The organism is Enterobacter cloacae complex sp. P13B (assembly GCF_014895915.1).
In the GTDB taxonomy this organism is placed as follows: domain Bacteria; phylum Pseudomonadota; class Gammaproteobacteria; order Enterobacterales; family Enterobacteriaceae; genus Enterobacter; species Enterobacter bugandensis.
This window is the reverse complement of sequence record NZ_JADBQN010000005.1, coordinates 94,976-118,860: the sequence shown is the minus strand read 5'-3', so window position 1 is coordinate 118,860 and position 23,885 is coordinate 94,976. Positions and strand designations below refer to the sequence as shown.

23 protein-coding genes and 1 other annotated feature are annotated in these 23,885 nt (G+C 57.8%); of the genes, 13 read left to right on the top strand and 10 right to left on the bottom strand.

From position 1 onward, the window contains the following. Both rsmS and priC read right to left on the bottom strand, forming a co-directional pair. Positions 1-177, bottom strand: coding sequence for a pleiotropic regulatory protein RsmS (gene rsmS, locus IM273_RS02595; RefSeq protein WP_032644839.1), 177 nt, complete (start codon positions 175-177; stop codon positions 1-3). Between the two features lie 14 nt (positions 178-191). Then, positions 192-719, bottom strand: coding sequence for a primosomal replication protein N'' (gene priC, locus IM273_RS02590; protein ID WP_126326926.1), 528 nt, complete (start codon positions 717-719; stop codon positions 192-194). Positions 720-769: 50 nt separating this feature from the next. Here priC and IM273_RS02585 point away from each other — a divergent pair, with 50 nt between their 5' ends. From IM273_RS02585 to IM273_RS02545, 9 genes are all read left to right on the top strand, one after another. After that, complete coding sequence (locus IM273_RS02585) at positions 770-1,147, top strand: DUF454 family protein (RefSeq protein ID WP_193051063.1); 378 nt, start codon at positions 770-772, stop codon at positions 1,145-1,147. Between the two features lie 151 nt (positions 1,148-1,298). Then, positions 1,299-1,850, top strand: a complete 552-nt coding sequence (apt, locus tag IM273_RS02580) for an adenine phosphoribosyltransferase (protein ID WP_000127359.1) — start codon at positions 1,299-1,301, stop codon at positions 1,848-1,850. A gap of 88 nt (positions 1,851-1,938) precedes the next feature. Continuing rightward, entirely contained in the window at positions 1,939-3,873 is a 1,935-nt protein-coding gene (gene dnaX, locus IM273_RS02575; protein WP_193051065.1) for a DNA polymerase III subunit gamma/tau, read from the top strand. Then, positions 3,203-3,267, top strand: a sequence feature (DnaX frameshifting element). It overlaps the preceding gene by 65 nt. Positions 3,874-3,926: 53 nt before the next feature. Continuing rightward, entirely contained in the window at positions 3,927-4,259 is a 333-nt protein-coding gene (locus tag IM273_RS02570; protein WP_003858972.1) for a YbaB/EbfC family nucleoid-associated protein, read from the top strand. After that, the gene (recR, locus tag IM273_RS02565; RefSeq protein ID WP_006809843.1) at positions 4,259-4,864 is read left to right on the top strand and encodes a recombination mediator RecR; all 606 of its coding nucleotides are present in this window, start codon (positions 4,259-4,261) and stop codon (positions 4,862-4,864) included. Before IM273_RS02570 ends, recR begins: the two co-directional genes overlap by 1 nt. Positions 4,865-4,974: 110 nt before the next feature. Then, positions 4,975-6,849, top strand: coding sequence for a molecular chaperone HtpG (htpG, locus tag IM273_RS02560; protein WP_045259919.1), 1,875 nt, complete (start codon positions 4,975-4,977; stop codon positions 6,847-6,849). A gap of 195 nt (positions 6,850-7,044) precedes the next feature. Continuing rightward, positions 7,045-7,689, top strand: a complete 645-nt coding sequence (gene adk / locus IM273_RS02555) for an adenylate kinase (protein ID WP_006809841.1) — start codon at positions 7,045-7,047, stop codon at positions 7,687-7,689. 124 nt (positions 7,690-7,813) lie between these two features. After that, the gene (gene hemH, locus IM273_RS02550) at positions 7,814-8,776 is read left to right on the top strand and encodes a ferrochelatase (protein ID WP_041911054.1); all 963 of its coding nucleotides are present in this window, start codon (positions 7,814-7,816) and stop codon (positions 8,774-8,776) included. Between the two features lie 62 nt (positions 8,777-8,838). Continuing rightward, the gene (locus tag IM273_RS02545) at positions 8,839-10,143 is read left to right on the top strand and encodes an inosine/guanosine kinase (protein WP_045260696.1); all 1,305 of its coding nucleotides are present in this window, start codon (positions 8,839-8,841) and stop codon (positions 10,141-10,143) included. Between the two features lie 92 nt (positions 10,144-10,235). Here the strand turns inward: IM273_RS02545 and ybaL are convergent, their stop codons facing one another. Both ybaL and IM273_RS02535 read right to left on the bottom strand, forming a co-directional pair. Then, positions 10,236-11,912 (bottom strand): YbaL family putative K(+) efflux transporter, encoded by a 1,677-nt coding sequence (gene ybaL / locus IM273_RS02540; RefSeq protein WP_193051068.1) that lies wholly within the window; start codon positions 11,910-11,912, stop codon positions 10,236-10,238. 232 nt (positions 11,913-12,144) lie between these two features. Then, positions 12,145-13,353: an MFS transporter gene (locus IM273_RS02535; protein ID WP_028012201.1), complete on the bottom strand. Its 1,209-nt coding sequence runs from the start codon at positions 13,351-13,353 to the stop codon at positions 12,145-12,147. 164 nt (positions 13,354-13,517) lie between these two features. Here IM273_RS02535 and ushA point away from each other — a divergent pair, with 164 nt between their 5' ends. After that, positions 13,518-15,170 (top strand): bifunctional UDP-sugar hydrolase/5'-nucleotidase UshA, encoded by a 1,653-nt coding sequence (gene ushA, locus IM273_RS02530; RefSeq protein WP_045260698.1) that lies wholly within the window; start codon positions 13,518-13,520, stop codon positions 15,168-15,170. Between the two features lie 119 nt (positions 15,171-15,289). On the opposite strand, the gene ybaK is transcribed toward ushA, so the two are convergent. From ybaK to copA, 3 genes are all read right to left on the bottom strand, one after another. Further along, positions 15,290-15,769: a Cys-tRNA(Pro)/Cys-tRNA(Cys) deacylase YbaK gene (ybaK, locus tag IM273_RS02525; protein WP_008499307.1), complete on the bottom strand. Its 480-nt coding sequence runs from the start codon at positions 15,767-15,769 to the stop codon at positions 15,290-15,292. Between the two features lie 198 nt (positions 15,770-15,967). Then, positions 15,968-16,762 (bottom strand): TraB/GumN family protein, encoded by a 795-nt coding sequence (locus IM273_RS02520; protein ID WP_193051070.1) that lies wholly within the window; start codon positions 16,760-16,762, stop codon positions 15,968-15,970. Between the two features lie 50 nt (positions 16,763-16,812). Beyond that, positions 16,813-19,311 carry a copper-exporting P-type ATPase CopA gene (copA, locus tag IM273_RS02515; protein ID WP_069733264.1) on the bottom strand — a complete coding sequence of 833 codons (2,499 nt, stop codon included), beginning with the start codon at positions 19,309-19,311 and terminating at the stop codon, positions 16,813-16,815. Positions 19,312-19,419: 108 nt separating this feature from the next. Between copA and cueR the strand changes: the two genes are divergently transcribed. After that, positions 19,420-19,830: a Cu(I)-responsive transcriptional regulator gene (gene cueR, locus IM273_RS02510; RefSeq protein WP_028012206.1), complete on the top strand. Its 411-nt coding sequence runs from the start codon at positions 19,420-19,422 to the stop codon at positions 19,828-19,830. Here the strand turns inward: cueR and IM273_RS02505 are convergent. The 3 genes from IM273_RS02505 to IM273_RS02495 form a co-directional block, all read right to left on the bottom strand. Further along, positions 19,827-20,279 (bottom strand): NfeD family protein, encoded by a 453-nt coding sequence (locus tag IM273_RS02505; RefSeq protein ID WP_193051072.1) that lies wholly within the window; start codon positions 20,277-20,279, stop codon positions 19,827-19,829. The two genes, cueR and IM273_RS02505, sit on opposite strands and share 4 nt — an antisense overlap. Continuing rightward, positions 20,276-21,190 (bottom strand): SPFH domain-containing protein, encoded by a 915-nt coding sequence (locus IM273_RS02500; protein WP_008499312.1) that lies wholly within the window; start codon positions 21,188-21,190, stop codon positions 20,276-20,278. The genes IM273_RS02505 and IM273_RS02500 overlap by 4 nt, the downstream gene beginning before the upstream one ends. Before the next feature lie 110 nt (positions 21,191-21,300). Beyond that, the gene (locus IM273_RS02495) at positions 21,301-22,158 is read right to left on the bottom strand and encodes a hypothetical protein (RefSeq protein WP_193051074.1); all 858 of its coding nucleotides are present in this window, start codon (positions 22,156-22,158) and stop codon (positions 21,301-21,303) included. Between the two features lie 246 nt (positions 22,159-22,404). Here IM273_RS02495 and fetA point away from each other — a divergent pair, with 246 nt between their 5' ends. Both fetA and fetB read left to right on the top strand, forming a co-directional pair. After that, positions 22,405-23,076: an iron ABC transporter ATP-binding protein FetA gene (gene fetA / locus IM273_RS02490; protein WP_100170666.1), complete on the top strand. Its 672-nt coding sequence runs from the start codon at positions 22,405-22,407 to the stop codon at positions 23,074-23,076. Beyond that, positions 23,069-23,851 (top strand): iron export ABC transporter permease subunit FetB, encoded by a 783-nt coding sequence (gene fetB / locus IM273_RS02485; RefSeq protein WP_045260704.1) that lies wholly within the window; start codon positions 23,069-23,071, stop codon positions 23,849-23,851. The genes fetA and fetB overlap by 8 nt, the downstream gene beginning before the upstream one ends. The last annotated feature ends 34 nt before the right edge of the window (positions 23,852-23,885 follow it).

Sequence of the window (23,885 nt, the reverse complement as noted above, 5' to 3'; positions counted from 1 at the left end):
CTATTTTCCCTCTCCCACGGGGAGAGGGTTAGGGTGAGGGGGAAGTTTCCCCTCAAAATCCCGCCGCACAATCTCCAGCGCTTTAAGCACCGTCCCGGCGGGGATCTCATGATTCTCCAGCAGCATAATCAAATCGACGGCCAGCTTGACCTCGTCGGGTGCATTTTCCAGTGACATAGATGTGGCTCCAGTTAACGGGTCAGGCGTTCAATCACGCGTTCAATCTCATCCAGCGCCTGACGGCAGCGGACGATGCGGCCTTCCAGCGCGCTAATCTCGCGCATCAATAGCTGCTGCTCTTCCAGCGTTTCGCTGTTGTTCAGGCGGGCTTCGCGCTCGCGCTTCATCTCAAACAGACGCCGCTCAAACTCCTGGTTCTCCAGCCGCTTGCGCTGCCATTTTCCCAGCCCAGGCGAGGCGCTGTCCCACGCCCGTAGCGGCCAGGCGGCGATTTCGCGGTGCAGGGCGGTGATCTGCTCGGTAAGATGTTCAGCAAGCCACACCACCTGTTCCTGCTGTTCACTCTCAACCGCGTGGCGAAGCTCATCGAGGTTGGTCTGCATCTCAGCAAGGTAATCCTGAATGACGGTGCTGCGGGTGCGGAAAAGCTGCCGGTCAAAGCGCGGTTTCAGCGTGGCGTGTCCCATCAGCGGCGTGGCCTGCGTCCGCAGAGCGATCAGCTGATTTTGCAGCTTCTCAAGAAGCAGTGCTGTTTTCAATGCGCTCTCCAGTGGTAAAGTAGCCGTTCAGTTTGATAACGATTCGCATTATGCAGCGTACTATTTTAATCATCATTGGCTGGCTCGCGGTAGTGCTGGGTACGCTGGGCATCGTATTGCCCTTGCTGCCGACCACCCCGTTTATTCTGCTGGCCGCCTGGTGCTTCGCCCGTTCGTCGCCGCGTTTTCACCACTGGCTCCTGTACCGCTCGTGGTTTGGCGGCTACCTGCGGTACTGGCAAAAACACCGGGCCATGCCGCCCGGGGCCAAGCCGCGCGCCATTGCCTTTATCCTGATCACCTTCGCCGTTTCGTTATGGCTGGTGAACATGATGTGGGTGCGTATTCTGCTGCTGACGATCCTGGCCTGCCTGCTGATCTTCATGTGGCGGATCCCCGTGGTTGATGAAAAGCAACAAAAGCACTGAAGCCTCATCATGGCGGTTGCAATTATGGCGCGCAGCCAGTAAATTCGACCGTTTTCGAGCACAGGTGCGCCTGGTCAAAGGTTAAACAACTGTTACTTTGACCGACTCGTCGCGCGCCGTGAGTAACACTGTTTCATTTAGGCACAAACCGATGACCGCAACTGCACAGCAGCTTGAATATCTGAAAAATAGCATCAAAAGCATCCAGGACTATCCAAAGCCTGGCATTCTTTTCCGTGATGTCACCAGCTTGCTGGAAGACCCGAAAGCGTACGCGCTCAGCATTGAACTGCTGGTCGAGCGTTATAAAAACGCCGGGATCACCAAAGTAGTAGGTACCGAAGCCCGCGGCTTCCTGTTTGGCGCACCGGTTGCGCTGGCGATGGGCGTGGGTTTTGTGCCGGTGCGTAAGCCGCGCAAACTGCCGCGTGAAACCATCGCGGAGAGCTACGAGCTGGAGTACGGCACCGATCAGCTGGAAATCCACGTTGACGCGATCAAGCCCGGCGACAAAGTGCTGGTGGTGGACGATCTGCTGGCAACCGGCGGCACCATTGAAGCGACCGTCAAGCTGATCCGCCGTCTGGGTGGTGAAGTGACCGACGCGGCCTTCATCATCAACCTGTTCGATCTTGGCGGTGAACAGCGCCTGGAAAAACAGGGCATTACCAGCTACAGCCTGGTGCCTTTCCCGGGTCATTAATCCCGGTTTTCACAACCTCGCTCAATGGGTGAGGTTGTGATAGCATTCCCCTCCATAAATTCACCTTCCAGCGTTGCAGAGCCTGCCCATGAGTTATCAGGTGTTAGCCCGTAAATGGCGACCACAAACCTTTGCTGACGTTGTCGGTCAGGAACATGTGCTGACGGCCCTGGCGAACGGCTTGTCGCTAGGTCGCATCCATCATGCCTATCTTTTTTCCGGCACCCGCGGCGTCGGTAAGACTTCTATTGCCCGTCTGCTGGCGAAAGGTCTGAACTGCGAAACCGGGATCACCGCCACCCCGTGCGGCGTGTGTGACAACTGCCGCGAGATCGAGCAGGGGCGTTTTGTCGATCTGATCGAGATCGACGCCGCCTCGCGCACCAAGGTGGAAGACACCCGCGATCTGCTCGACAACGTGCAGTACGCCCCGGCGCGCGGCCGCTTCAAGGTCTACCTGATCGATGAAGTGCACATGCTGTCGCGCCACAGCTTTAACGCCCTGCTGAAAACGCTGGAAGAGCCGCCCGCGCACGTTAAATTCCTGCTGGCGACCACCGATCCGCAAAAGCTGCCGGTCACCATCCTGTCGCGCTGCCTGCAGTTCCACCTGAAGGCGCTGGACGTTGAGCAGATCCGCGCTCAGCTTGAGCACATCCTTGATGAAGAGAAGATCGTTCACGAGCCGCGCGCCCTGCAGCTGCTGGCCCGCGCGGCTGACGGCAGCCTGCGTGATGCGCTAAGCCTGACCGACCAGGCGATTGCCAGCGGTGACGGCAAGCTCTCGACCGAAGCGGTCAGCACCATGCTCGGCACGCTGGATGACGATCAGGCGCTGTCGCTCATCGAAGCGATGATTGCCGCCAACGGCGAGCGCGTGATGTCGCTGGTGAACGCGGCCGCTGCCCGCGGTATTGAGTGGGAAGCGCTGCTGGTTGAGATGCTCAGCCTGCTGCACCGCGTGGCGATGCTGCAGCTGTCTCCGTCGGCCATCGGTGCGGATATGGCCGCTATTGAACAGCGGATGCGTGAACTTGCCCGCACCGTGCCGCCTGCCGACGTGCAGCTGTATTACCAGACGCTGCTGATTGGCCGCAAAGAGTTACCGTTCGCACCGGACCCCAGGATGGGCGTCGAAATGACGCTGCTGCGCGCGCTGGCGTTCCACCCGCGCATGCCGTTGCCGGAACCGGAACCGGAAGCGCCGCGGCAGTCTTTTGCCCCGGTCGCCCCTACGGCGGTGATGTCACCGCAGCAGGTGCCGCCGCAGCCGACGCCGCCGCCACAGCAAAACGTACCGCTGTCGGATGCCACCAGTTCGGTGCTTGCCGCACGCAGCCAGCTGCAGCGTGCGCAGGGAGTAACCAAACCAAAAAAGAGTGAACCGGCAGCGCCAGGAAGAGCGCGGCCGGTGAACAACGCCGCGCTTGAACGATTGGCCTCGGTAACGGAGCGCGTACAGTCGCGCCCGGCACCGTCCGCGCTCGAGCAGAAAGCCCCGGTGAAAGAAGAGGCTTACCGCTGGAAGGCTACCACCGTTGTTGAAACGGTCAAGGAAGTGGTCGCCACGCCGAAAGCGCTGAAAAAGGCGCTGGAGCATGAAAAAACGCCGGAGCTTTCCGCTAAGCTCGCCGAAGAATCTATCGCGCGCGACGCCTGGGCCGCTGAGGTCAGCAAACTGCAACTGCCGAAGCTGGTGGAGCAGGTCGCGCTGAACGCCTGGAAAGAGCAGGAAGGCAATCAGGTGCGTCTGCACCTGCGTCCGGGCCAGCGGCACCTCAATTCCCCTGGCGCGCAAAAGGCGCTGGCCGAGGCGCTTGCTGCTTTACAGGGTTCACCGGTTGAATTGACTATCATTGAAGATGATAATCCGGCAGTGAAAACGCCGCTCGAGTGGCGCCAGGCCATTTATGAAGAGAAGCTCGCGCAGGCGCGCGAGGCAATTATTGCGGATAACAACATCCAGACCCTGCGCCGGTTCTTCGACGCCGATCTGGATGAAGAGAGTATTCGCCCCATTTGATCGTGAGTCTGACTTACGGTTGTAATCCTTAACGTGAAAGAAGAGAGAAGCCTATGTTTGGTGGAAAAGGCGGTCTGGGTGGCCTGATGAAGCAGGCTCAGCAGATGCAGGAAAAAATGCAGAAGATGCAGGAAGAGATCGCTCAGCTGGAAGTCACGGGTGAATCCGGTGCCGGTCTGGTCAAGGTGACCATCAACGGTGCGCACAACTGCCGTCGCGTTGAAATCGACCCGAGCCTGCTCGAAGACGACAAAGAAATGCTGGAAGATCTGGTTGCAGCCGCGTTTAACGATGCCGCTCGCCGTATCGATGAAACCCAGAAAGAGAAAATGGCCTCTGTTTCCAGCGGTATGCAGCTGCCGCCGGGCTTTAAGATGCCATTCTGATGCAAACCAGTCCGCTGCTCACGCAGTTAATGGAAGCACTGCGCTGCCTGCCGGGCGTTGGCCCGAAGTCAGCGCAGCGCATGGCGTTTACGCTATTGCAGCGCGACCGCAGCGGCGGGATGCGCCTGGCGCAGGCTTTAACCCGCGCCATGTCAGAAATTGGTCACTGTGCGGATTGCCGGACCTTTACCGAGCAGGACGTGTGTAACATCTGTACGAACCCGCGTCGTCAGGAAAACGGTCAGATTTGCGTGGTGGAGAGTCCGGCGGACATCTACGCCATCGAACAAACCGGGCAGTTTTCCGGCCGCTACTTTGTGCTGATGGGGCACCTTTCCCCGCTGGACGGCATTGGCCCGGACGATATCGGTCTTGACCGCCTTGAACAGCGTCTTGAGTCCGAAACCATCAAAGAGGTGATCCTCGCCACCAACCCCACGGTGGAAGGGGAGGCAACCGCCAACTATATCGCCGAGCTGTGCGCGCAGTACGGCGTTGACGCCAGCCGCATCGCCCACGGCGTGCCGGTCGGCGGCGAGCTGGAGATGGTCGACGGCACCACGCTGTCGCACTCGCTGGCCGGACGACACAAGATTATTTTCTGACCAAACGGAGGCTGCGCGCGCGGCCTCCGCTTGAAAATTTCCCCCCTTATCCCCATCTCTCACTCAACGTTTTACAACCCCATTAAATGGCATTGTTGAGGTCGACTTAGATGAAAGGACAAGAAACCCGTGGTTTCCAGTCAGAAGTAAAACAGCTTCTGCACCTGATGATCCATTCCCTGTATTCCAACAAAGAAATTTTCCTGCGTGAGCTGATTTCCAACGCCTCCGATGCGGCGGACAAGCTGCGCTTCCGCGCGCTGTCCAACCCGGATCTGTATGAAGGCGACGGCGAGCTGCGCGTGCGCGTCTCTTTCAACAAAGAGAACCGCACCCTGACCATCGCTGATAACGGCATCGGGATGAACCGCGACGAGGTGATCGACCACCTCGGCACCATCGCTAAATCCGGCACCAAAGCGTTCCTGGAGTCCATGGGCTCTGACCAGGCGAAAGACAGCCAGCTGATTGGCCAGTTCGGTGTAGGCTTCTACTCGGCGTTCATCGTGGCGGACAAAGTCACCGTGCGCACCCGTGCCGCGGGCGACAGCGCCGAGAACGGCGTGCTGTGGGAATCCAAAGGGGAAGGCGAATACACCGTTGATGACATCACCAAAGCGGATCGCGGCACCGAAATCACCCTCCACCTGCGCGAAGGCGAAGATGATTTCCTGAACGACTGGCGCGTACGCTCCATCATCAGCAAATATTCCGACCACATCGCGCTGCCGGTAGAAATTGAAAAACAGGAAGAGAAAGACGGTGAAACCGTTGTTTCCTGGGAGAAAATCAACAAGGCGCAGGCGCTGTGGACGCGTAACAAGGCTGAAATCAAAGACGACGAGTACAACGAGTTTTATAAGCACATCGCTCACGACTTTACCGACCCGCTGACCTGGAGCCACAACCGCGTGGAAGGGAAGCAGGAGTACACCAGCCTGCTGTACATTCCGGCGCAGGCACCGTGGGACATGTGGAACCGCGATCACAAGCACGGCCTGAAGCTGTACGTGCAGCGCGTCTTCATCATGGACGATGCCGAGCAGTTCATGCCGAACTACCTGCGCTTTGTTCGTGGCCTGATAGACTCCAACGATCTGCCGCTGAACGTCTCCCGCGAAATCCTCCAGGATAGCACCGTTACCCGTAATCTGCGTAACGCTCTGACCAAACGTGCGTTGCAGATGCTGGAAAAACTGGCGAAAGACGACGCGGAAAAATACCAGACCTTCTGGAAACAGTTCGGCCTGGTGCTGAAAGAAGGCCCGGCTGAAGACATGGCGAATGTTGAAACTATCGCCAAACTGCTGCGCTTCGCCTCTACGCATACCGACTCCTCCGCCCAGACCGTGTCGCTGGAAGAGTACGTCTCCCGCATGAAGGAAGGGCAGGAGAAGATCTACTACATCACCGCCGACAGCTATGCGGCAGCGAAGAGCAGCCCGCACCTGGAGCTGCTGCGTAAGAAAGGCATCGAAGTGCTGCTGCTTTCTGACCGCATCGACGAGTGGATGATGAACTACCTGACCGAGTTCGACGGTAAGGCGTTCCAGTCCGTTGCCAAAGCCGACGAGTCCATCGACAAGCTGGCGGATGAAGTGGACGAAAGCGCGAAAGAAGCCGAGAAGGCGCTTGAGCCGTTCGTTGAGCGTGTCAAAACCCTGCTGGGCGACCGCGTGAAAGAGGTAAGATTCACGCACCGTCTGACCGATACTCCGGCGATTGTCACCACCGATGCCGACGAAATGAGCACCCAGATGGCGAAGCTGTTCGCCGCGGCGGGCCAGGCCGTGCCGGAAGTGAAATATATCTTTGAGCTTAATCCGGATCATCCGCTGGTGAAACGCGCGGCGGATACCCAGGATGAAGCTCGCTTTGCCGAGTGGGTTGAACTGCTGCTGGATCAGTCCCTGCTGGCCGAGCGCGGAACCCTGGAAGATCCTAACCTGTTCATTAAACGTGTGAATGCGCTGCTGCTGGCGTAACTGACCACGTCTCCCCTGGTCTTCTCCCTCTCCCCGTGGGAGAGGGCCGGGGTGAGGGCACCAGACCGCACTCTCCCAAATTATCTCCCCCCATTAACCGTTTCAGCCTTCCCGCCTTCCTTGAGCCACGCCCGTTCTGGTGGTATTGTTTAGCGCTTTTGAAAAATTGAAACGACATTTGAGGGGATTTTCGCAATGCGTATTATTCTGCTTGGCGCTCCGGGCGCGGGTAAAGGAACTCAGGCTCAGTTCATCATGGAGAAATACGGTATTCCGCAAATCTCCACCGGTGACATGCTGCGCGCCGCTGTAAAATCTGGCTCCGAGCTGGGTAAACAAGCGAAAGACATCATGGACGCAGGCAAGCTGGTAACCGACGAGCTGGTTATCGCGCTGGTTAAAGAGCGCATTGCGCAGGAAGACTGCCGTAACGGTTTCCTGCTGGACGGCTTCCCGCGCACCATTCCTCAGGCTGACGCCATGAAAGAAGCGGGCATCAACGTGGACTACGTTCTGGAGTTCGACGTACCGGACGAGCTGATCGTTGACCGTATCGTTGGCCGTCGCGTACACGCTGCCTCTGGCCGCGTTTACCACATCAAATTCAACCCGCCTAAGGTTGAAGGCAAAGACGACGTGACCGGCGAAGAGCTGACCACCCGTAAAGACGATCAGGAAGAGACCGTGCGTAAACGCCTGGTGGAATACCATCAGATGACCGCGCCGCTGATTGGCTACTACACCAAAGAAGCGCAGGCGGGTAACACCAAATACGCCAAAGTTGACGGCACCAAAGCCGTGGCTGACGTACGTGCAGAGCTGGAAAAAATCCTCGGCTAATCGCGCGCCTCTCACCCGGGCTCCCGGGTGAGAAATATTCTCATCTTACCTATTACAGCAATGGGTTTCGTTTAAACGCATTTCCGCTACAATTGACAACCTATCAAATGGTTAAGAGGCGTGAATGAGTCAGGCGAAAACCGGCATCCTGCTTGCCAATCTGGGCACCCCAGAAGCACCCACTCCAGCGGCGGTAAAACGCTACCTGCGACAATTTTTAAGCGACACGCGCGTCGTGGATTTTCCGAGACTGCTGTGGTGGCCGCTGCTGCGTGGCGTCATTCTGCCGATTCGCTCTCCGCGCGTCGCCAAACTTTATCAGTCCGTCTGGATGGAGGAGGGCTCGCCGCTGATGGTGTACAGCCGTCGTCAGGAAAAAGCGCTGGCCGCCCGTCTGCCGGATATGCCTGTCGCACTCGGCATGAGCTACGGTAAACCTTCTCTGGAAAGCGCCGTCGACGCGCTGCTGGCACAGGGCGTGGATCATATCGTCGTGCTGGCCTTGTATCCGCAGTACTCCTGCTCGACGGTGGCCGCCGTCTGGGACGAGCTGGCGCGTATTCTGAAGACGCGTCGCCGCATTCCGGGCGTGACCTTTATTCGCGATTACGCCGATAACGACCTCTACATCAAGGCGCTTGCCAACAGCGCCCGAGCATCGTTTGAGAAACACGGCGAGCCGGATCTGCTGCTGCTCTCCTATCACGGTATTCCGCAGCGTTTCGCCAATGAAGGGGATGATTACCCCCAGCGCTGCCGCGATACCACCCGCGAGCTGGTCTCCGCCCTTGGCCTGCCGCCGGAGAAGGTGATGATGACCTTCCAGTCGCGCTTTGGCCGCGAGCCGTGGCTGACGCCATACACCGATGAAACCCTCAAAATGCTCGGCGAGAAGGGCGTGAAGCACATTCAGGTGATGTCGCCGGGCTTCTCTGCGGACTGCCTGGAAACGCTGGAGGAGATCGCGGTGCAAAACCGGGAATTTTTCCTTGAGGCTGGCGGCGAAAAGTACGAGTACATTCCGGCGCTTAACGACTCGCCTGAGCATATCGACATGATGGTCTCGCTGGTGACGAACAGCCGCTGATCGCACTCCGGGCCGGGTTTGTGCTACCATTCCCGGCCCATATTCTTCGTACAGTTCAGACCATGAAATTTCCCGGTAAACGCAAATCCAAACACTACTTTCCCGTCGATGCCCGCGATCCGCTCCTGCAGCAAATCCAGCCTGAAAATGAAACCAGCGCGGCCTGGGTTGTCGGTATCGACCAGACGCTGGTGGACATTGAAGCGAAAGTGGATGATGAGTTTGTCGCCCGTTACGGTCTGAGCGCCGGTCACTCGCTGGTGATTGAGGACGACGTTGCCGAAGCGCTGTACCAGGAGCTGGTGCGCGAAAATCTGATTACCCATCAGTTCGCTGGCGGCACCATCGGCAACACCATGCACAACTACTCGGTGCTGGCAGATGACCGCTCGGTGCTGCTCGGCGTGATGTGCAGCAACATTGAAATCGGTGGCTACGCCTACCGCTACCTGTGTAACACCTCCAGCCGCACCGATCTTAACTATCTCCAGGGCGTAGACGGGCCGATTGGCCGCTGCTTTACGCTGATCGGCGAATCCGGCGAGCGTACCTTTGCCATCAGCCCGGGCCACATGAACAAGCTGCGCGCGGAAAGCATTCCCGAAGAGGTGATCGCGGGCGCGTCTGCGCTGGTGCTGACCTCCTACCTGGTGCGCTGCAAGCCGGGCGAGCCGATGCCGGAAGCGACCATGAAGGCGATTGAGTACGCCAAAAAGTACGACGTGCCCGTCGTTCTGACGCTGGGCACCAAATTCGTGATTGCCGATAACCCGGAGTGGTGGCAGACCTTCCTGAAAGAGCACGTCTCGATTCTGGCGATGAACGAAGAAGAGGCCGAGGCGCTGACCGGCGAAAGCGATCCGCTGCTGGCGTCTGACAAAGCGCTGGACTGGGTGGATCTGGTGCTCTGCACCGCCGGCCCTGTCGGGCTGTATATGGCGGGGTTCACGGAAGAAGAGAGCAAACGCAAAACCCAGCACCCGCTGCTGCCGGGGGCGATTGCCGAGTTCAACCAGTACGAGTTCAGCCGCGGCATGCGCCACAAAGACTGCGTGAATCCGCTGCGTATCTACTCCCACATTGCGCCATATATGGGCGGGCCGGAGAAGATCATGAACACGAACGGCGCGGGCGACGGCGCGCTGGCCGCGCTGCTGCACGACATCACCGCTAACGCCTACCACAAAACCAACGTGCCAAATTCCAGCAAGCACAAGTTCAGCTGGCTGACCTATTCGTCGCTGGCGCAGGTGTGCAAGTACGCCAACCGCGTGAGCTATCAGGTGCTGAACCAGCATTCACCGCGCTTAACGCGCGGTCTGCCGGAACGAGAAGACAGCCTCGAAGAGGCGTACTGGGATAGGTAAAAGCAAAACGGCAACCTGTGGTTGCCGTTTTTAGTATTTGTTCCCTCTCCCTGGGGAGAGGGCCAGGGTGAGGGCATCAGGCCGCAGCAAACTTACCCCGTCACCGCCTCTTCAACTGGCGGCTTCGTCAGCAGCGTCAGCATGGTGTTCGCAATCTCACGCTCGCCCATCACCACCTGATTCGCGCCGCGCTCGGTAATGTACTCCACCTCGTCGTCATAGTGCGCTCGGGCAATGATTTCAATACCGGGGCACTTCTCACGCGCGGAGGCCACAATCTCACCCGCCTCATAGCCGTTAGGGATGGTCAGCAGCAGCCAGCGGGCGCAGTCCAGATGCGCGAGATTCATGATCTCTTCGTTTGCAGCGTTGCCCAGCACCGCGCGAATTCCGCGCTCGCGCAGCTCGTCAACGCGGGTGCGTGAGGTTTCAATCACCACCAGCGGAATGTCCTGCGCCATCAGCTTCTCGCCGAGCAGGCTACCCACGCGCCCAAAGCCGACCAGCAGGGCGTGATTGCAAATATCGACCGGGATCTGCTTCTCTTCTTCGATGGCCTCTTCCAGCGTCTGCTCTTCCAGCGTTTCGGTTTTATCGAGGTATTTTTCCAGCAGGGCAAACAGTACCGGGTTTAGCATGATGGAGAGGATTGCCCCTGCCAGCACCAGATTTTGCCCCGCCTGTGGCAGCAGGTTCAATGCCATGCCCAGACCGGCCAGAATAAAGGCGAACTCGCCAATCTGCGCCAGGCTGGCGGCAATCGTCAGCGCCGTGCGCGGGGAGTGGCCGAACATTCGCACCAGGAAGAAGGCCGCGAGCGACTTACCAAAAATAATGATCGCCAGCGTGCCCAGCACGGCCAGCGGCTGCTGGATCAGCACCAGCGGATCGAACAGCATCCCGACGGAGACGAAGAACAGCACGGCAAACGCATCGCGCAGCGGCAGCGTGTCGTGCGCCGCACGGTGGCTCAGCTCGGACTCGTTCAGCACCATCCCGGCGAAGAACGCCCCCAGGGCAAAGGAGACATCAAACAGCTCAACGGCACCGAAGGCGATGCCCAGCGCCAGCGCCAGCACGGAGAGGGTAAACAGCTCGCGGGAGCCGGTTGCCGCGCTGCGGGACATGATCCACGGCACCAGACGGCGACCCACCAGCATCATGATGGCGATAAAGGCCACCACTTTACCGATGGTGATGCTCATATCCAGCGCCAGCGAGGCGAAGCCGACGTTGTCTTTTTCCATCATCCCGGCGACGGCGGGCAGCAGTACCAGCGTCAGGACCATGACCAGATCTTCTACAATCAGCCAGCCAATCGCGATTTGCCCGCGCTGGCTGTCTATCAACTGCCTCTCTTCAAGCGCGCGCAGCAGCACCACGGTACTGGCGGTGGAGAGGCACAGCCCAAAGACGATGCCGGTCATCAGCGACCAGCCCAGCAAGGCCGAAAGCGCCATCCCCAGCAGCGTTGCCACCCCTATCTGGGCGATCGCTCCCGGTATGGCAATCGACTTTACCGCCATCAAATCCTTCAGGGAAAAGTGCAGACCGACGCCAAACATCAGCAGAATCACGCCCAATTCCGCCAGTTCAGGAGCCAGTTTGGTATCCGCCACGAAGCCTGGCGTGAAAGGCCCCGCCAGTACACCCGCTAACAAATAGCCGACAAGAGGAGAAATACGCAGCTTATTGGCAATCATGCCAAGGATAAAAGCGAGCACAAGTCCACCAACAATGGTGGTAATAAGCGGTGTGGCGTGGTGCATTCCGTCTCCTTTCGTGGTGAGTGTTCCATTTTTGGCGTGAATACCAAAAAGCCAGGTAATAGTTTATGACAATTTTTACCCTTATGTTTATGAATAATTGTTGAAGTTTGAATAAAACAGCAATATGCGCGTAAAAAAGCGCATTTTGATAAATTACGCAAGAGGAGAAAGAAGAAACCCTTATGGCATCAGGCTGTCAGGCAGCCAAAGTCAAACTTTGGCTGCCCGTAATTTACGCTTTGTGGCGGTTATCAGGCAGGAATATGGTCAACATCCCAAGAAGTGGCAGGAAAGCGCAGATTTTATAAACCAGGAAGATGCTGGTGTGATCCGCAACCATCCCTAATACCGCTGCACCCAGCCCGCCCATGCCGAAGGCGAAACCGAAAAAAAGTCCGGAAACCATACCGATACGACCCGGCAGCAGCTCCTGGGCATAGACCAGAATGGCGGAAAACGCGGAGGCGAGGATAAAACCAATAATCACGGTCAAAATCCCCGTCCATTCAAGGCTGGCGTACGGCAAAATGAGGGTAAAGGGCGCCACGCCGAGGATAGAGCCCCAAATGACATATTTACGGCCAATTTTATCCCCCACCGGCCCGCCAATTACCGTTCCTGCGGCCACCGCGAAGAGGAAAGCAAACAGATGGAACTGCGCATTTTGTACCGATAATCCGAATTTTTGCATCAGATAAAAGGTGTAATAGCTGCTGATGCTCGCCATATAGAAGTATTTGGAGAAAATCAGCACCAGCAGCACGGAGACCGCAAGAATGACCTTATTACGAGGCAGGGGATTGATAACCTTCGCTTTAGGTTTCCCTTTGTTCACGCGATGCTGGGCGGCGTACCAGCGGCTGATCTGTGCCAGCACGACAATGGCGAGCAGGGCGGCCAGCACAAACCAGGCCACATTGCCTTTGCCATACGGGGCGATAATCACCGCCGCCAGCAGCGGGCCGAGGGAGCTACCGAAGTTGCCCCCTACCTGGAAGAGTGACTGCGCCAGCCCGTGACGGCCACCGGAGGCCATACGCGCCACGCGTGAGGACTCCGGGTGGAAGACGGACGAGCCGGTCCCCACCAGCGCGGCGGCGAGCAGAACCGCTTCAAAACTGCCTGCCATGGCCAGCAGCACCAGCCCGCTTAAGGTAAAGCACATGCCTATCGGCAGCGACCACGGCATCGGGTATTTATCCGTCCAGTAACCCACCACCGGCTGCAGCAGCGACGAGGCCAGCTGGAAGGTCAGGGTGATCATCCCGATCTGTACGAAGGTTAACGAAAACTCGGACTGCAGCAGCGGGTAGATCGCCAGAATCAACGACTGGATCATGTCGTTGAGCAGGTGCGAGAGGCTGATTGCGCCTAAAACTTTAAAAGAGGTGCGCGACGCCGGCGCGCCCGGAGCGGGCTGGGTTGATTCACTGATTGCCATAAATACCACGTCAATTTGTTATTAGAGATGCAGGGAGTAATTATTATCCGACTAACATACTCGTCCGTGACATTTGAAGAAAGTCGCAATTCTGAAAACTTATTTGTCTATTCTTGTTAGTCACTGTAATTTTTGCCTTTGTCTATTGGTCAGGGAGAGAGAAGATGAAGTTAATGAAGCGGGGCGTCGCGCTGGCGCTTATTGCCGCATGGGGCCTGGCAAGCCTGCCCGCGCAGGCGTATGAAAAAGATAAAACCTATAAAATCACCATTCTGCATACCAACGATCATCACGGTCATTTCTGGCGCAGTGAATACGGCGAGTATGGTCTGTCGGCGCAAAAAACACTGGTGGACGGCATTCGCAAAGAGGTGGCGGCCCAGGGCGGCAGCGTGTTGCTGCTGTCGGGCGGGGATATTAATACCGGCGTGCCGGAATCGGATTTACAGGATGCTGAACCCGATTTCCGCGGCATGAATTTAATCGGTTACGACGCGATGGCCGTCGGCAACCACGAGTTTGACAATCCGCTGAGCGTGCTGCGCCAGCAGGAGAAATGGGCCAAATTCCCATTTCTCTCCGCCAATATTTACCAGAAAAGCACCGGCGAGCGCCTGTTTAAGCCCTGGGCGCTGTTTAAGCGTCAGGATCTGAAGATCGCGGTCATCGGCTTAACCACCGACGATACGGCGAAAATCGGCAACCCCGAGTTCTTTACCGATATCGAATTCCGTAAACCGGCGGACGAAGCGAAGCTGGTGATTCAGGAACTGCAGCAGAACGAAAAGCCGGACGTGATTATTGCCACCACGCACATGGGTCATTACGACAACGGCGAGCACGGCTCTAACGCGCCCGGCGACGTGGAGATGGCGCGCAGCCTGCCAGCGGGCTCGCTGGCGATGATTGTGGGCGGTCACTCGCAGGATCCGGTGTGCATGGCGTCGGAGAACAAAAAGCAGGTGGACTACGTGCCGGGCACGCCGTGTGCGCCAGATCGTCAGAACGGGATCTGGATTGTGCAGGCCCACGAGTGGGGTAAATACGTGGGGCGGGCGGACTTTGAGTTTCGTAACGGTGAGATGAAGCTGGTGCGCTATCAGCTTATCCCGGTGAACCTGAAGAAGAAGGTCACCTACCCGGACGGGAAAAGCGAGCGCGTACTTTACACGCCAGAGATTGCTGAAAACCAGCAGATGCTCTCCCTGCTGACGCCGTTCCAGAATAAAGGCAAGGCGCAGCTGGACGTGAAAATCGGCACGCTGAACGGTCGTCTGGAAGGGGACCGCAGTAAAGTCCGCTTCGTGCAGACCAACATGGGCCATCTGGTGCTGGCGGCGCAGATGGCGCGTACGAATGCGGACTTCGGCGTGATGAGCGGCGGCGGCATTCGTGACTCCATCGAAGGCGGAAACATCACCTATAAAGACGTGCTGAAGGTGCAGCCGTTCGGCAACGTGGTGGTGTATGCGGATATGAGCGGGAAAGAGGTCGTTGACTACCTGACCGCCGTGGCGCAGATGAAGCCGGACTCGGGTGCCTATCCGCAGTTTGCCAACGTCAGCTTTGTGGCAAAGGACGGCAAGCTCAACGATCTCAAAATCAAAGGCGAGCCGGTCGATCCGGCGAAAACCTACCGTCTGGCGACGTTAAGCTTTAACGCCACCGGCGGCGACGGCTATCCGCACATTGATAATAAACCGGGCTACGTAAACACCGGCTTTATCGACGCGGAAGTGCTGAAGCAGTACATCGAGCAGAACTCGCCGATTGACGTGAATGCCTATGAGCCGAAAGGTGAGGTGAGCTGGCAGTAGTGTTGTGCGGCCTGATGCCCTCACCCCAACCCTCTCCCACCGGGAGAGGGCGCGAACACAAAAAACGGTAACGCCTGTTACCGTTTTGCTTTTACCTCGTAGCCGCCACCCGGCTTTTTTTACTCCCGGCGGGCAATATCCGCAAACTTCGCGTCCAGCATTTTCGCCAGATCGCCCGCGGCCAGTTCAATATCCAGCCCGCGTTTACCGCCCGAAATATAGATCGTCTCAAATTCCTGCGAAGGCGCATCGATCAGCGTCGGCAGGCGTTTTTTCTGTCCGAGCGGGCTGATCCCGCCCACCAGATAGCCCGTGGTGCGTTGCGCAACCATCGGGTCCGCCATATCCACCTTTTTCGCCCCCAGCGCTTTCGCTACCTTTTTGAGATCGAGCTGTCCGGCAACGGGCGTTACCGCCACGGCGAGGTGCTTCATATCGCCATTCACCGCGACCAGCAGCGTTTTATAGACCTGGTCAGCGTTCAGCCCCAACTTGCGCACCACTTCATCACCAAAGTTGGTTTCGTTCGGATCGTGATCGTAGGTATGGATCCGGAAAGAAATATTGTTTTTTTCGAGTAATTTAACGGCGGGAGTCATAGCTATCCTTCTTACGGCAGACAATTCATGCAGCCAGCATACGCCTGACGTTTGTCTAAAAAATAGCACCATCTTGCGCAATAGTGTTGGCAGTGATGGTCACTTTGAGCGACAATCGGCTCAGCCGAAGGTCACTTCGGTATAATAAAAACGATGAAATTCCTCTTTGACGGGCCAATAGAGATATTGGCCATTTTTTTATTTCAACAGCGACGGCAAATTCCCTTCGCCGTATAAATGCAGCGCCCCGACTGCGACCACGTACTCCCCCGCAGGTAAAGCATGCAGCGTCTCTCGCCAGGCTTTGTTGCGCGCATTCATCAGCACATCATAAAGCGATTCACTGAACGTCGACGGTAGCGCCAGCTTACCGTCCGCGGGCGGCGCATCCAGCCACCAGCCAATCATGGTTTGCAGCAGACGCGCGTTGGTGTGCCAGTGGGTCAGGGTATCATCCAGCAGCATCAGACCGTCGTCAGGAAGCTGGCGCAGGAGCGCAATCTGGCTGTCCGTCCCTTCCAGCTCGATGATGGGCATACGGCGCGCCCGCGCCACGTTCAGCAGCTGGTAATCAATGCCATAGTCACCGCGCAGGCCCAGACGCTGCGCCTGCGTGGCCTGCAGCACCATCGCAATTTGCCACAGCGGCAGGGTGTCAATCATGGAGAGCGACACGCCGGTTTCTGTCGCCACGCGCCTCAGCTCCGCGAGCTGGTCGTCGTTCAGGCGCTCCGCCAGCGGGAGATCGCTTTCAAGCCCGGCAAACGGCGACTCGTGGCCGGAAATGTCCGCCTCGACGACCAGCGCGTCGGCGCGCTTCAGGCGTTTTATCAGACCGGATGGCAGAGGAGACATTCCCTGCGTGCCCATATGGATGCTGCCGACCAGGTGCAGGTGTTGCCCGCCGGGAAGCGAGATATCCAGGCCGGGCCAGGCATAGCGGCGGGGGAAGAGGGCGCGAAACGATGCTTTTATACGATTAAACAGACTCATACGCGCTCCATGACCGGAAAGGGTCATGCTAGCGCGTACGAGAACAAGGTTCAATCCTTCGGTTTAAACCGCAGCAGACGGTTGGCGTTGCTCACCACGGTAATGGAGGAGAGTGCCATCGCCGCACCCGCAACCACCGGGTTCAGCAGGGTACCGGTCAGCGGCCACAAAATGCCCGCAGCAACCGGAATACCGAGCGAGTTATAGATGAACGCCCCCAGCAGGTTCTGCTTCATGTTGCGCAACGTGGCTTTCGAAATGGCCAGGGCGTCGGCCACGCCCATCAGGCTGTGGCGCATCAGCGTGATGGCCGCGGTTTCGATGGCGACATCGCTCCCGCCACCCATAGCTATTCCTACGTCCGCCTGGGCCAGCGCCGGGGCGTCGTTGATGCCGTCGCCCACCATCGCCACCTGGCGACCCTGACTTTGCAGGTTCTTGATGGCGTCCGCTTTGCCGTCCGGCAGCACGCCCGCAATCACCTCATCAATACCGGCCTCTTTCGCGATGGCGTTGGCGGTGGTCGGGTTATCCCCGGTCAGCATCACCAGGCGATAGCCCGCGCGGTGCAGGCGCTGTAAGGCATCCACGCTGTCCTGGCGAAGCGGATCGCGCACGGCCAGCAGCGCGGCGGCTTTGCCATCCACCGCCAGCAGAACAGGGGTGGCGCCCCGAGACGCCTGTGCTTTCAGTTCTTCTTCCAGCGCGGACGTATCAACACCGTTTTCATTCAGCAATGCCTGGTTACCCAGCAGCAGCGCGTGGCCGTCGGCTTCACCGCTGACGCCAAGCCCGCGCAGGGTACGGAAATTGCTGACCTGCGGCAGGGCAGAAGCATTCGCCTTATCGAGAATGGCGCGGGCCAGCGGGTGGCTGGAACCCTGCTCCAGCGCGGCGGCAAGGCGCAGCGCGTCCTCTTGCGCAATGCCAGCGGTGCTCACGGCCACTACCTGCGGTTTGCCCTCGGTCAGCGTGCCGGTTTTATCAAAGACAATCGTATCCAGGGTGCTCGCCCGCTGCAGGGCATCCGCATCACGGACCAGCACGCCAAACTCGGCGGCACGGCCCACGCCGGAGATAATTGACATCGGCGTCGCCAGGCCAAGAGCGCACGGACAGGCGATGATCAGCACCGTAGTGGCGATGACCAGGGTGTAGACAATCTGCGGTGCCGGGCCGAAGAAATACCAGATCGCCGCGCTCAGCAGCGCAATGCCGACCACTACCGGCACAAAAATGGCCGAGATTTTGTCAGCAAGCTGGCCAATCTCCGGCTTGCTGCTCTGGGCCTGACGGACCATGCGGATAATACGCGACAGCGTGGTGTGGCTACCGACGGCACTGGCGCGGAACAGCACGCTGCCGTCCTGCACTACCGTGCCGGCATGAACCGCATCGCCCTGTGATTTTTGTTGGGGGATCGGCTCCCCGGTCAACATCGCTTCATCCAGCCAGGCGTCGCCCTGGGTGATTTCACCGTCGACGGGCACCCGGTCGCCGGTGGTCAGGCGCAGCGTCATGCCCGGCTGTACCTCCGCCAGCGGGACGCTTTTTTCCCCATCGTCCGTGACCACGCGGGCCGTCGGCGGGGTTAAATCGAGCAAACGTTCCAGCGCTTTCGAGGAGCGCTGACGGGCGCGCGCTTCCAGCATGTGGCCCAGGTTAATCAGGCCGATAATCATGGCGCTGGCTTCATAATAGAGATGGCGGGCTTCCATCGGGAACCACTGGGGCCAGACGTTCACGCTCATGGAGTACAGCCACGCCGCGCCGGTACCGAGCGCAACCAGCGTATCCATCGTCGCCGTGCGGTTTTTCAGGCTCTTCCAGGCGCTGGTATAAAAATGCCCACCTGCAAAGACCATGACCGCAAGGGTAATTAAACCAATCACCAGCCACAGCGTGCGGTTGTCTGCGGTGACCATCATGTTGTCACCCATCATGCCCCACACCATCACCGGAATACCGACCAGCAGGGCGACGATCGCCTGCCAGCGGAAGCGCTTCATGGTGGCAATAGCCGTTTCCTGCTGGCGTTCGCGGCGCTCGGCATCATCTTCGATGGCCTCCGCCCCGTAGCCCGCTTTTTCCACGGCCTGCACTAAATCTGCGGCGGAGGCACTGCCCATCACCAGCGCAGTACGCTCCGCAAGGTTGACCCGTGCCTGTGCGACGCCCGGTACCGCCTGCAGGGCGTTCTGCACGCGGGAGACGCAGCTGGCGCAGCTCATGCCGTTGATCAGCAGCTGTTGGCTGTCATCAATATCATCCGCTGCCGGAAGCTCAGGAGTGGCCGCTGTCAGTGCTTCCGACGGGGATGATGACTCTGCCAGCGGGTTAGCCTTTGGGTGGCTTAACTCCGCCCCATAACCGGCCTGTTTAATGGTATCAATCAGCGCGTCCGCGCTGGCGCTGCCGGTCACGGCGGCATGGTCGATAGTCACTTCAGCGCTTTCAACGTCAGGACGCTGTTCCAGGCTTTCTTTAACACGTTTGACGCAGTGGCCGCAGGAGAGGCCGTCCAGCGTCAGGTCGATAGTGTGAGACATAACAAAACTCCCGTATAATATATTGGTCAGTTGTTGACCGGAGTAACGCTTTTCGCTAACTGTTATGAAGGTTAAACCTTCCATCAAGGGGAAGGTCAAGGGGGAAATGTGAATATCAGTGACGTGGCAAAAAAAACCGGCTTAACCAGCAAGGCGATCCGCTTTTATGAAGAGAAGGGGCTGGTAACGCCACCGCTGCGCAGTGAAAACGGCTACCGCAGCTACACGCAGCTGCATCTCGATGAGTTGACGCTGCTGCGCCAGGCAAGACAGGTGGGATTTAACCTGGAAGAGTGCGGCGAGCTGGTTAACCTGTTTAACGATCCGAAGCGCCACAGCGCGGACGTGAAAAAACGCACGCTGGAAAAAGTGGCGGAGATCGAGCGCCACATCATCGAGCTACAGGCGATGCGCGAACAGCTACTGCAGCTGGCGGAATCCTGCCCGGGTGATGACAGCGCCGACTGCCCGATTATTGATAATCTTGCCGGCTGCTGCCATCGCAAAACCCACGTCTAGCAGGCTTTTACCCGCAGCGTAATCCCTTCCACCGCAATGACCTCAACCTGCGTTCCGGCACTGAGGTCGTCGTCGGCCACCACCGGCCACGAGCTGTCGCCCACGCGCATGTGCCCGCGCCCGTTCACCAGCGCGGCGTCGAGCGTAAAGCGCTTGCCGACAATCTGCTGTCCGCGCTGGTTAAGATTCGCGTCCAGCGGTTTCTGCTCTTTGACCTGACGGTTAAGCCAGCGCCACCACAGCCAGGCGGCAACCAGCGTCAGCACGGCAAACAGCGCGCCCTGCCACGCCCAGCCCAGAGGAAGGATCCAGACCAGCAGGCCCGTAATGACAGCGGCAACACCGCTCCAGAGCAGGTAGCCGTTGCCGCCAAGCATCTCCGCCGCCAGCAATAAGCCACCGAGGCTTAGCCAGAAGGCATGAGGATGTACAACGATGAGCTCAATCATTTTTTACGCTCGTTTCCGCTGTCTTTGATCAGTTCGGCGATCCCTGCGATAGAGCCCATCAGGCTGCTGGCGTCCAGGGGCATCATCACCACTTTGCTGTTGTTCGCGGAGCCGATCTCTTTCAGCGCATCGGTATATTTTTGCGCCACGAAGTAGTTCACGGCCTGGATATCACCGGCGGCAATCGCCTCGGAGACCATCTGCGTTGCGCGGGCTTCCGCTTCTGCGGAACGTTCACGCGCTTCCGCCTGTAAGAACGCGGACTGACGGTCGCCTTCGGCTTTCAGGATCTGCGACTGTTTTTCCCCTTCCGCTTTGAGGATCTCCGCCTGACGGACCCCTTCGGCTTCCAGAATATAGGCACGCTTGGTACGCTCGGCCTTCATCTGCGCGTTCATGGAGGCGATCAGCTCTGCCGGTGGGCGCACGTCGCGGATCTCAATACGGGTGACTTTGATCCCCCACGGGTTCGTTGCCTCGTCAACAATGTGCAGCAGGCGGGTATTGATGCTGTCGCGCTGGGAGAGCATTTCGTCCAGCTCCATCGAGCCGAGCACGGTACGGATGTTGGTCATCGTCAGGTTGACGATAGCCAGCTCCAGGTTGCTCACCTCATAGGCCGCTTTCGGCGCATCAATCACCTGAATAAAGCAGACGGCGTCGATGGTAACGTTGGCGTTATCTTTGGAGATCACTTCCTGAGAGGGGATATCCAGCACCTGCTCCATCATGTTGATCTTGCGGCCAATCCGGTCCATGAACGGAACAATCAGGCTTAGGCCGGGCTGCAGCGTGTTGGTATAGCGGCCGAAGCGCTCTACGGTCCACTGGTAACCCTGAGGGACGATTTTGACACCTGCGCCCACGATAACCAGCGCGACGAATATAAGGACGGGAACAACGATGAGCATAAAAACCTCCTGTTTTGCATGCTTTGATGAGAAAAAGCGCGTGTTTGCTATTCGTAAGTATATCGGTTAATAGGCTAAAATTCGCCCCGTCCGACGGGCGGGGCAGAGCGTTAGTGGTAGCTGTAGGTAAAGTCAGCGATCAGCGCATCGTCACCCGCATCGGCGATGGCTTTCGACAGGCCGTGATAGAAGGTCTCCAGCCCAATCTCTTCGACCTGGCGCAGCTGCTCGCGGATCGGCGCGCAGAACAGTTCCGCATTGCCCGCGCCCACGCGCTTGTTGTTCGGCGGAAGCTGACCGGTGATCCCTTTGAACCAGGTACGTACCGCGCCCTTCAGAGAGGTGGGCGCGTCGTTGACGGCGTCGTGTCCCGTCAGAATTTGCAGCGTCGGGAACTGGTCCGCACAGACTGCCGTTTTCATACGCGCATAAAACTGGCTGAAGAGTTCGAAAGACTGCAGATCGGTGACTTTGGGTTTGGTCGTTTTGCCCTGAACGTTGCCTGTCTTTTTCGCCGCGGGCTGCGCGGGCGCCAGCTTATTGAGCTGCAGATCGAACAGCAGGTTCGCGTGTTCGCGTCGTTTGCTTACGTCCGGGAAGCGTTCGATAAACGCGCGGATAAATTCCGGCGTCATCAGGTCCGCTAAATCATGGTTGACCAGCCACTGGCCGCGGGCAAACTCACCGGGAGACTGGAACCAGGCCGGAACCTTGCCCGGCTCGAACTCTTTGACATTCCCTCTGCCGTCGATTTCAACGAAGCGAGTGCCGTTATCAAACGCAAAGCGGCAATTCTTCAGCTGAATGACCGGCTTCATCTTCAGCAGGCCCTTAACGAACCGGACAAGCTCTCCCCCGAACACATAAGCCGTAACGGATTCTGAAGCAATGGCAGCAAGAAGCTGATCGATGGTTTTCACGCCGGGTTCAAGTTCAGAAAACTCATAAAAAGTGTGAATATTAGACATTCTTGTACTTCCTTATTGTGTTGCGGGCAGAGCTTAACACCACTTTAACGAATGTTCTAAACCAGGGATACGGAAGTGTCGCTAAGGTCACGGCGTAAACTGTAAAGCGAAAGTGTAAAGCATGTCTAATGAATGCACGGTAAACACAATCGGAAGTCTTGGTGGCGAAAGGGGGCGCTAAAACGCGTTGTGACGAACGTGCGGCACGGATTATGCTAATAACGCTCAGGAGTTACTGGAAAAAATATGAACAACGAAAATGCAGTTTTGCAGATAAAGGACGTCGGCTTTCGTGTCGCAAATAACACGATCCTCCAGCATGTCGGGTTTAACCTTTCTCCCGGTGAGTTCAAGCTGATAACGGGGCCGTCAGGCTGCGGTAAAAGCACCTTACTGAAGATTGTGGCCTCACTGCTGAGCCCAACGGAGGGAACCATTCTGTTTGAAGGGCAGGATATTGCGTCACTTTCCCCGGAAAGCTATCGCCAGCAGGTCTCTTATTGCGTCCAAACGCCCGTGCTTTTTGGCGACACGGTTTTTGATAACCTGATTTTTCCGTGGCAAATCCGCAATAAAACGCCGGAGCCGGAAAAATTCATCGACGATCTGGCCCGTTTTGGCCTGGCGAAGGAGACGCTGACCAAATCCATCAGTGAGCTCTCGGGCGGCGAAAAGCAGCGCGTCTCGCTGATCCGTAATCTGCAGTTCTTACCGAAGGTATTGCTGCTGGATGAGATCACCAGCGCGCTCGATGATACCAACAAACGCAACGTCAACGAGATTATTCATCGTTACGCCCGCGAGCAGAATATTGCCGTGCTGTGGGTGACGCACGACTCAAACGAAATTACCCATGCGGATGACGTGATTACGCTCCAGCCGCACGGCGGGAAAATGCAGGAGGCCAACCGTGGGTGAGCATAACATTACCAATGAATCTCTGGCGTTTTCGATGGTGCTGGTGCTGATTGCTATCGTCGTCAGCTACCGGGAAAAGCTGGGCCTGGAAAAAGATATTGTCTGGAGTATCTGCCGCGCGGTGGTACAGCTCATCATCGTCGGCTATGTGCTGAAGTATATTTTCAACGTCAACCACGCGGTGCTGACGCTGCTGATGGTGCTCTTCATCTGCTTTAACGCGGCGTGGAACGCGCAGAAACGCAGTAAATATATTGATAAGGCGTTTATCTCGTCATTTATCGCGATTACCACCGGGACGGCGCTCACCCTGGCGGTGCTGGTGCTCTCTGGCTCGATTGAGTTTACGCCGATGCAGGTGATCCCTATCTCCGGGATGATTGCGGGAAACGCCATGGTGGCCGTTGGCCTGTGCTACAACAACCTCGGCCAGCGTTTCAGCAGTGAACAGCAGCAGCTGCAGGAGAAGTTAAGCCTGGGGGCGACGCCAAAAGTGGCTTCAGCGCGGCTGATTCGTGAGAGCATTCGCTCATCGCTGATCCCGACCGTGGATTCTGCCAAAACGGTGGGGCTGGTGAGCCTGCCGGGCATGATGTCGGGGCTGATCTTTGCCGGTATCGATCCGGTAAAAGCGATTAAGTATCAGATCATGGTGACGTTTATGCTGCTTTCCACGGCGAGCCTGTCAACCATCATTGCCTGCTACCTGACCTATCGGAAGTTCTACAACCCGCGCCACCAGCTGGTGGTGACGCAGTTGAAAAAGACGGGGTAATATCGGTTTTTGTAGGCCCGGTAAGCGTTAGCGC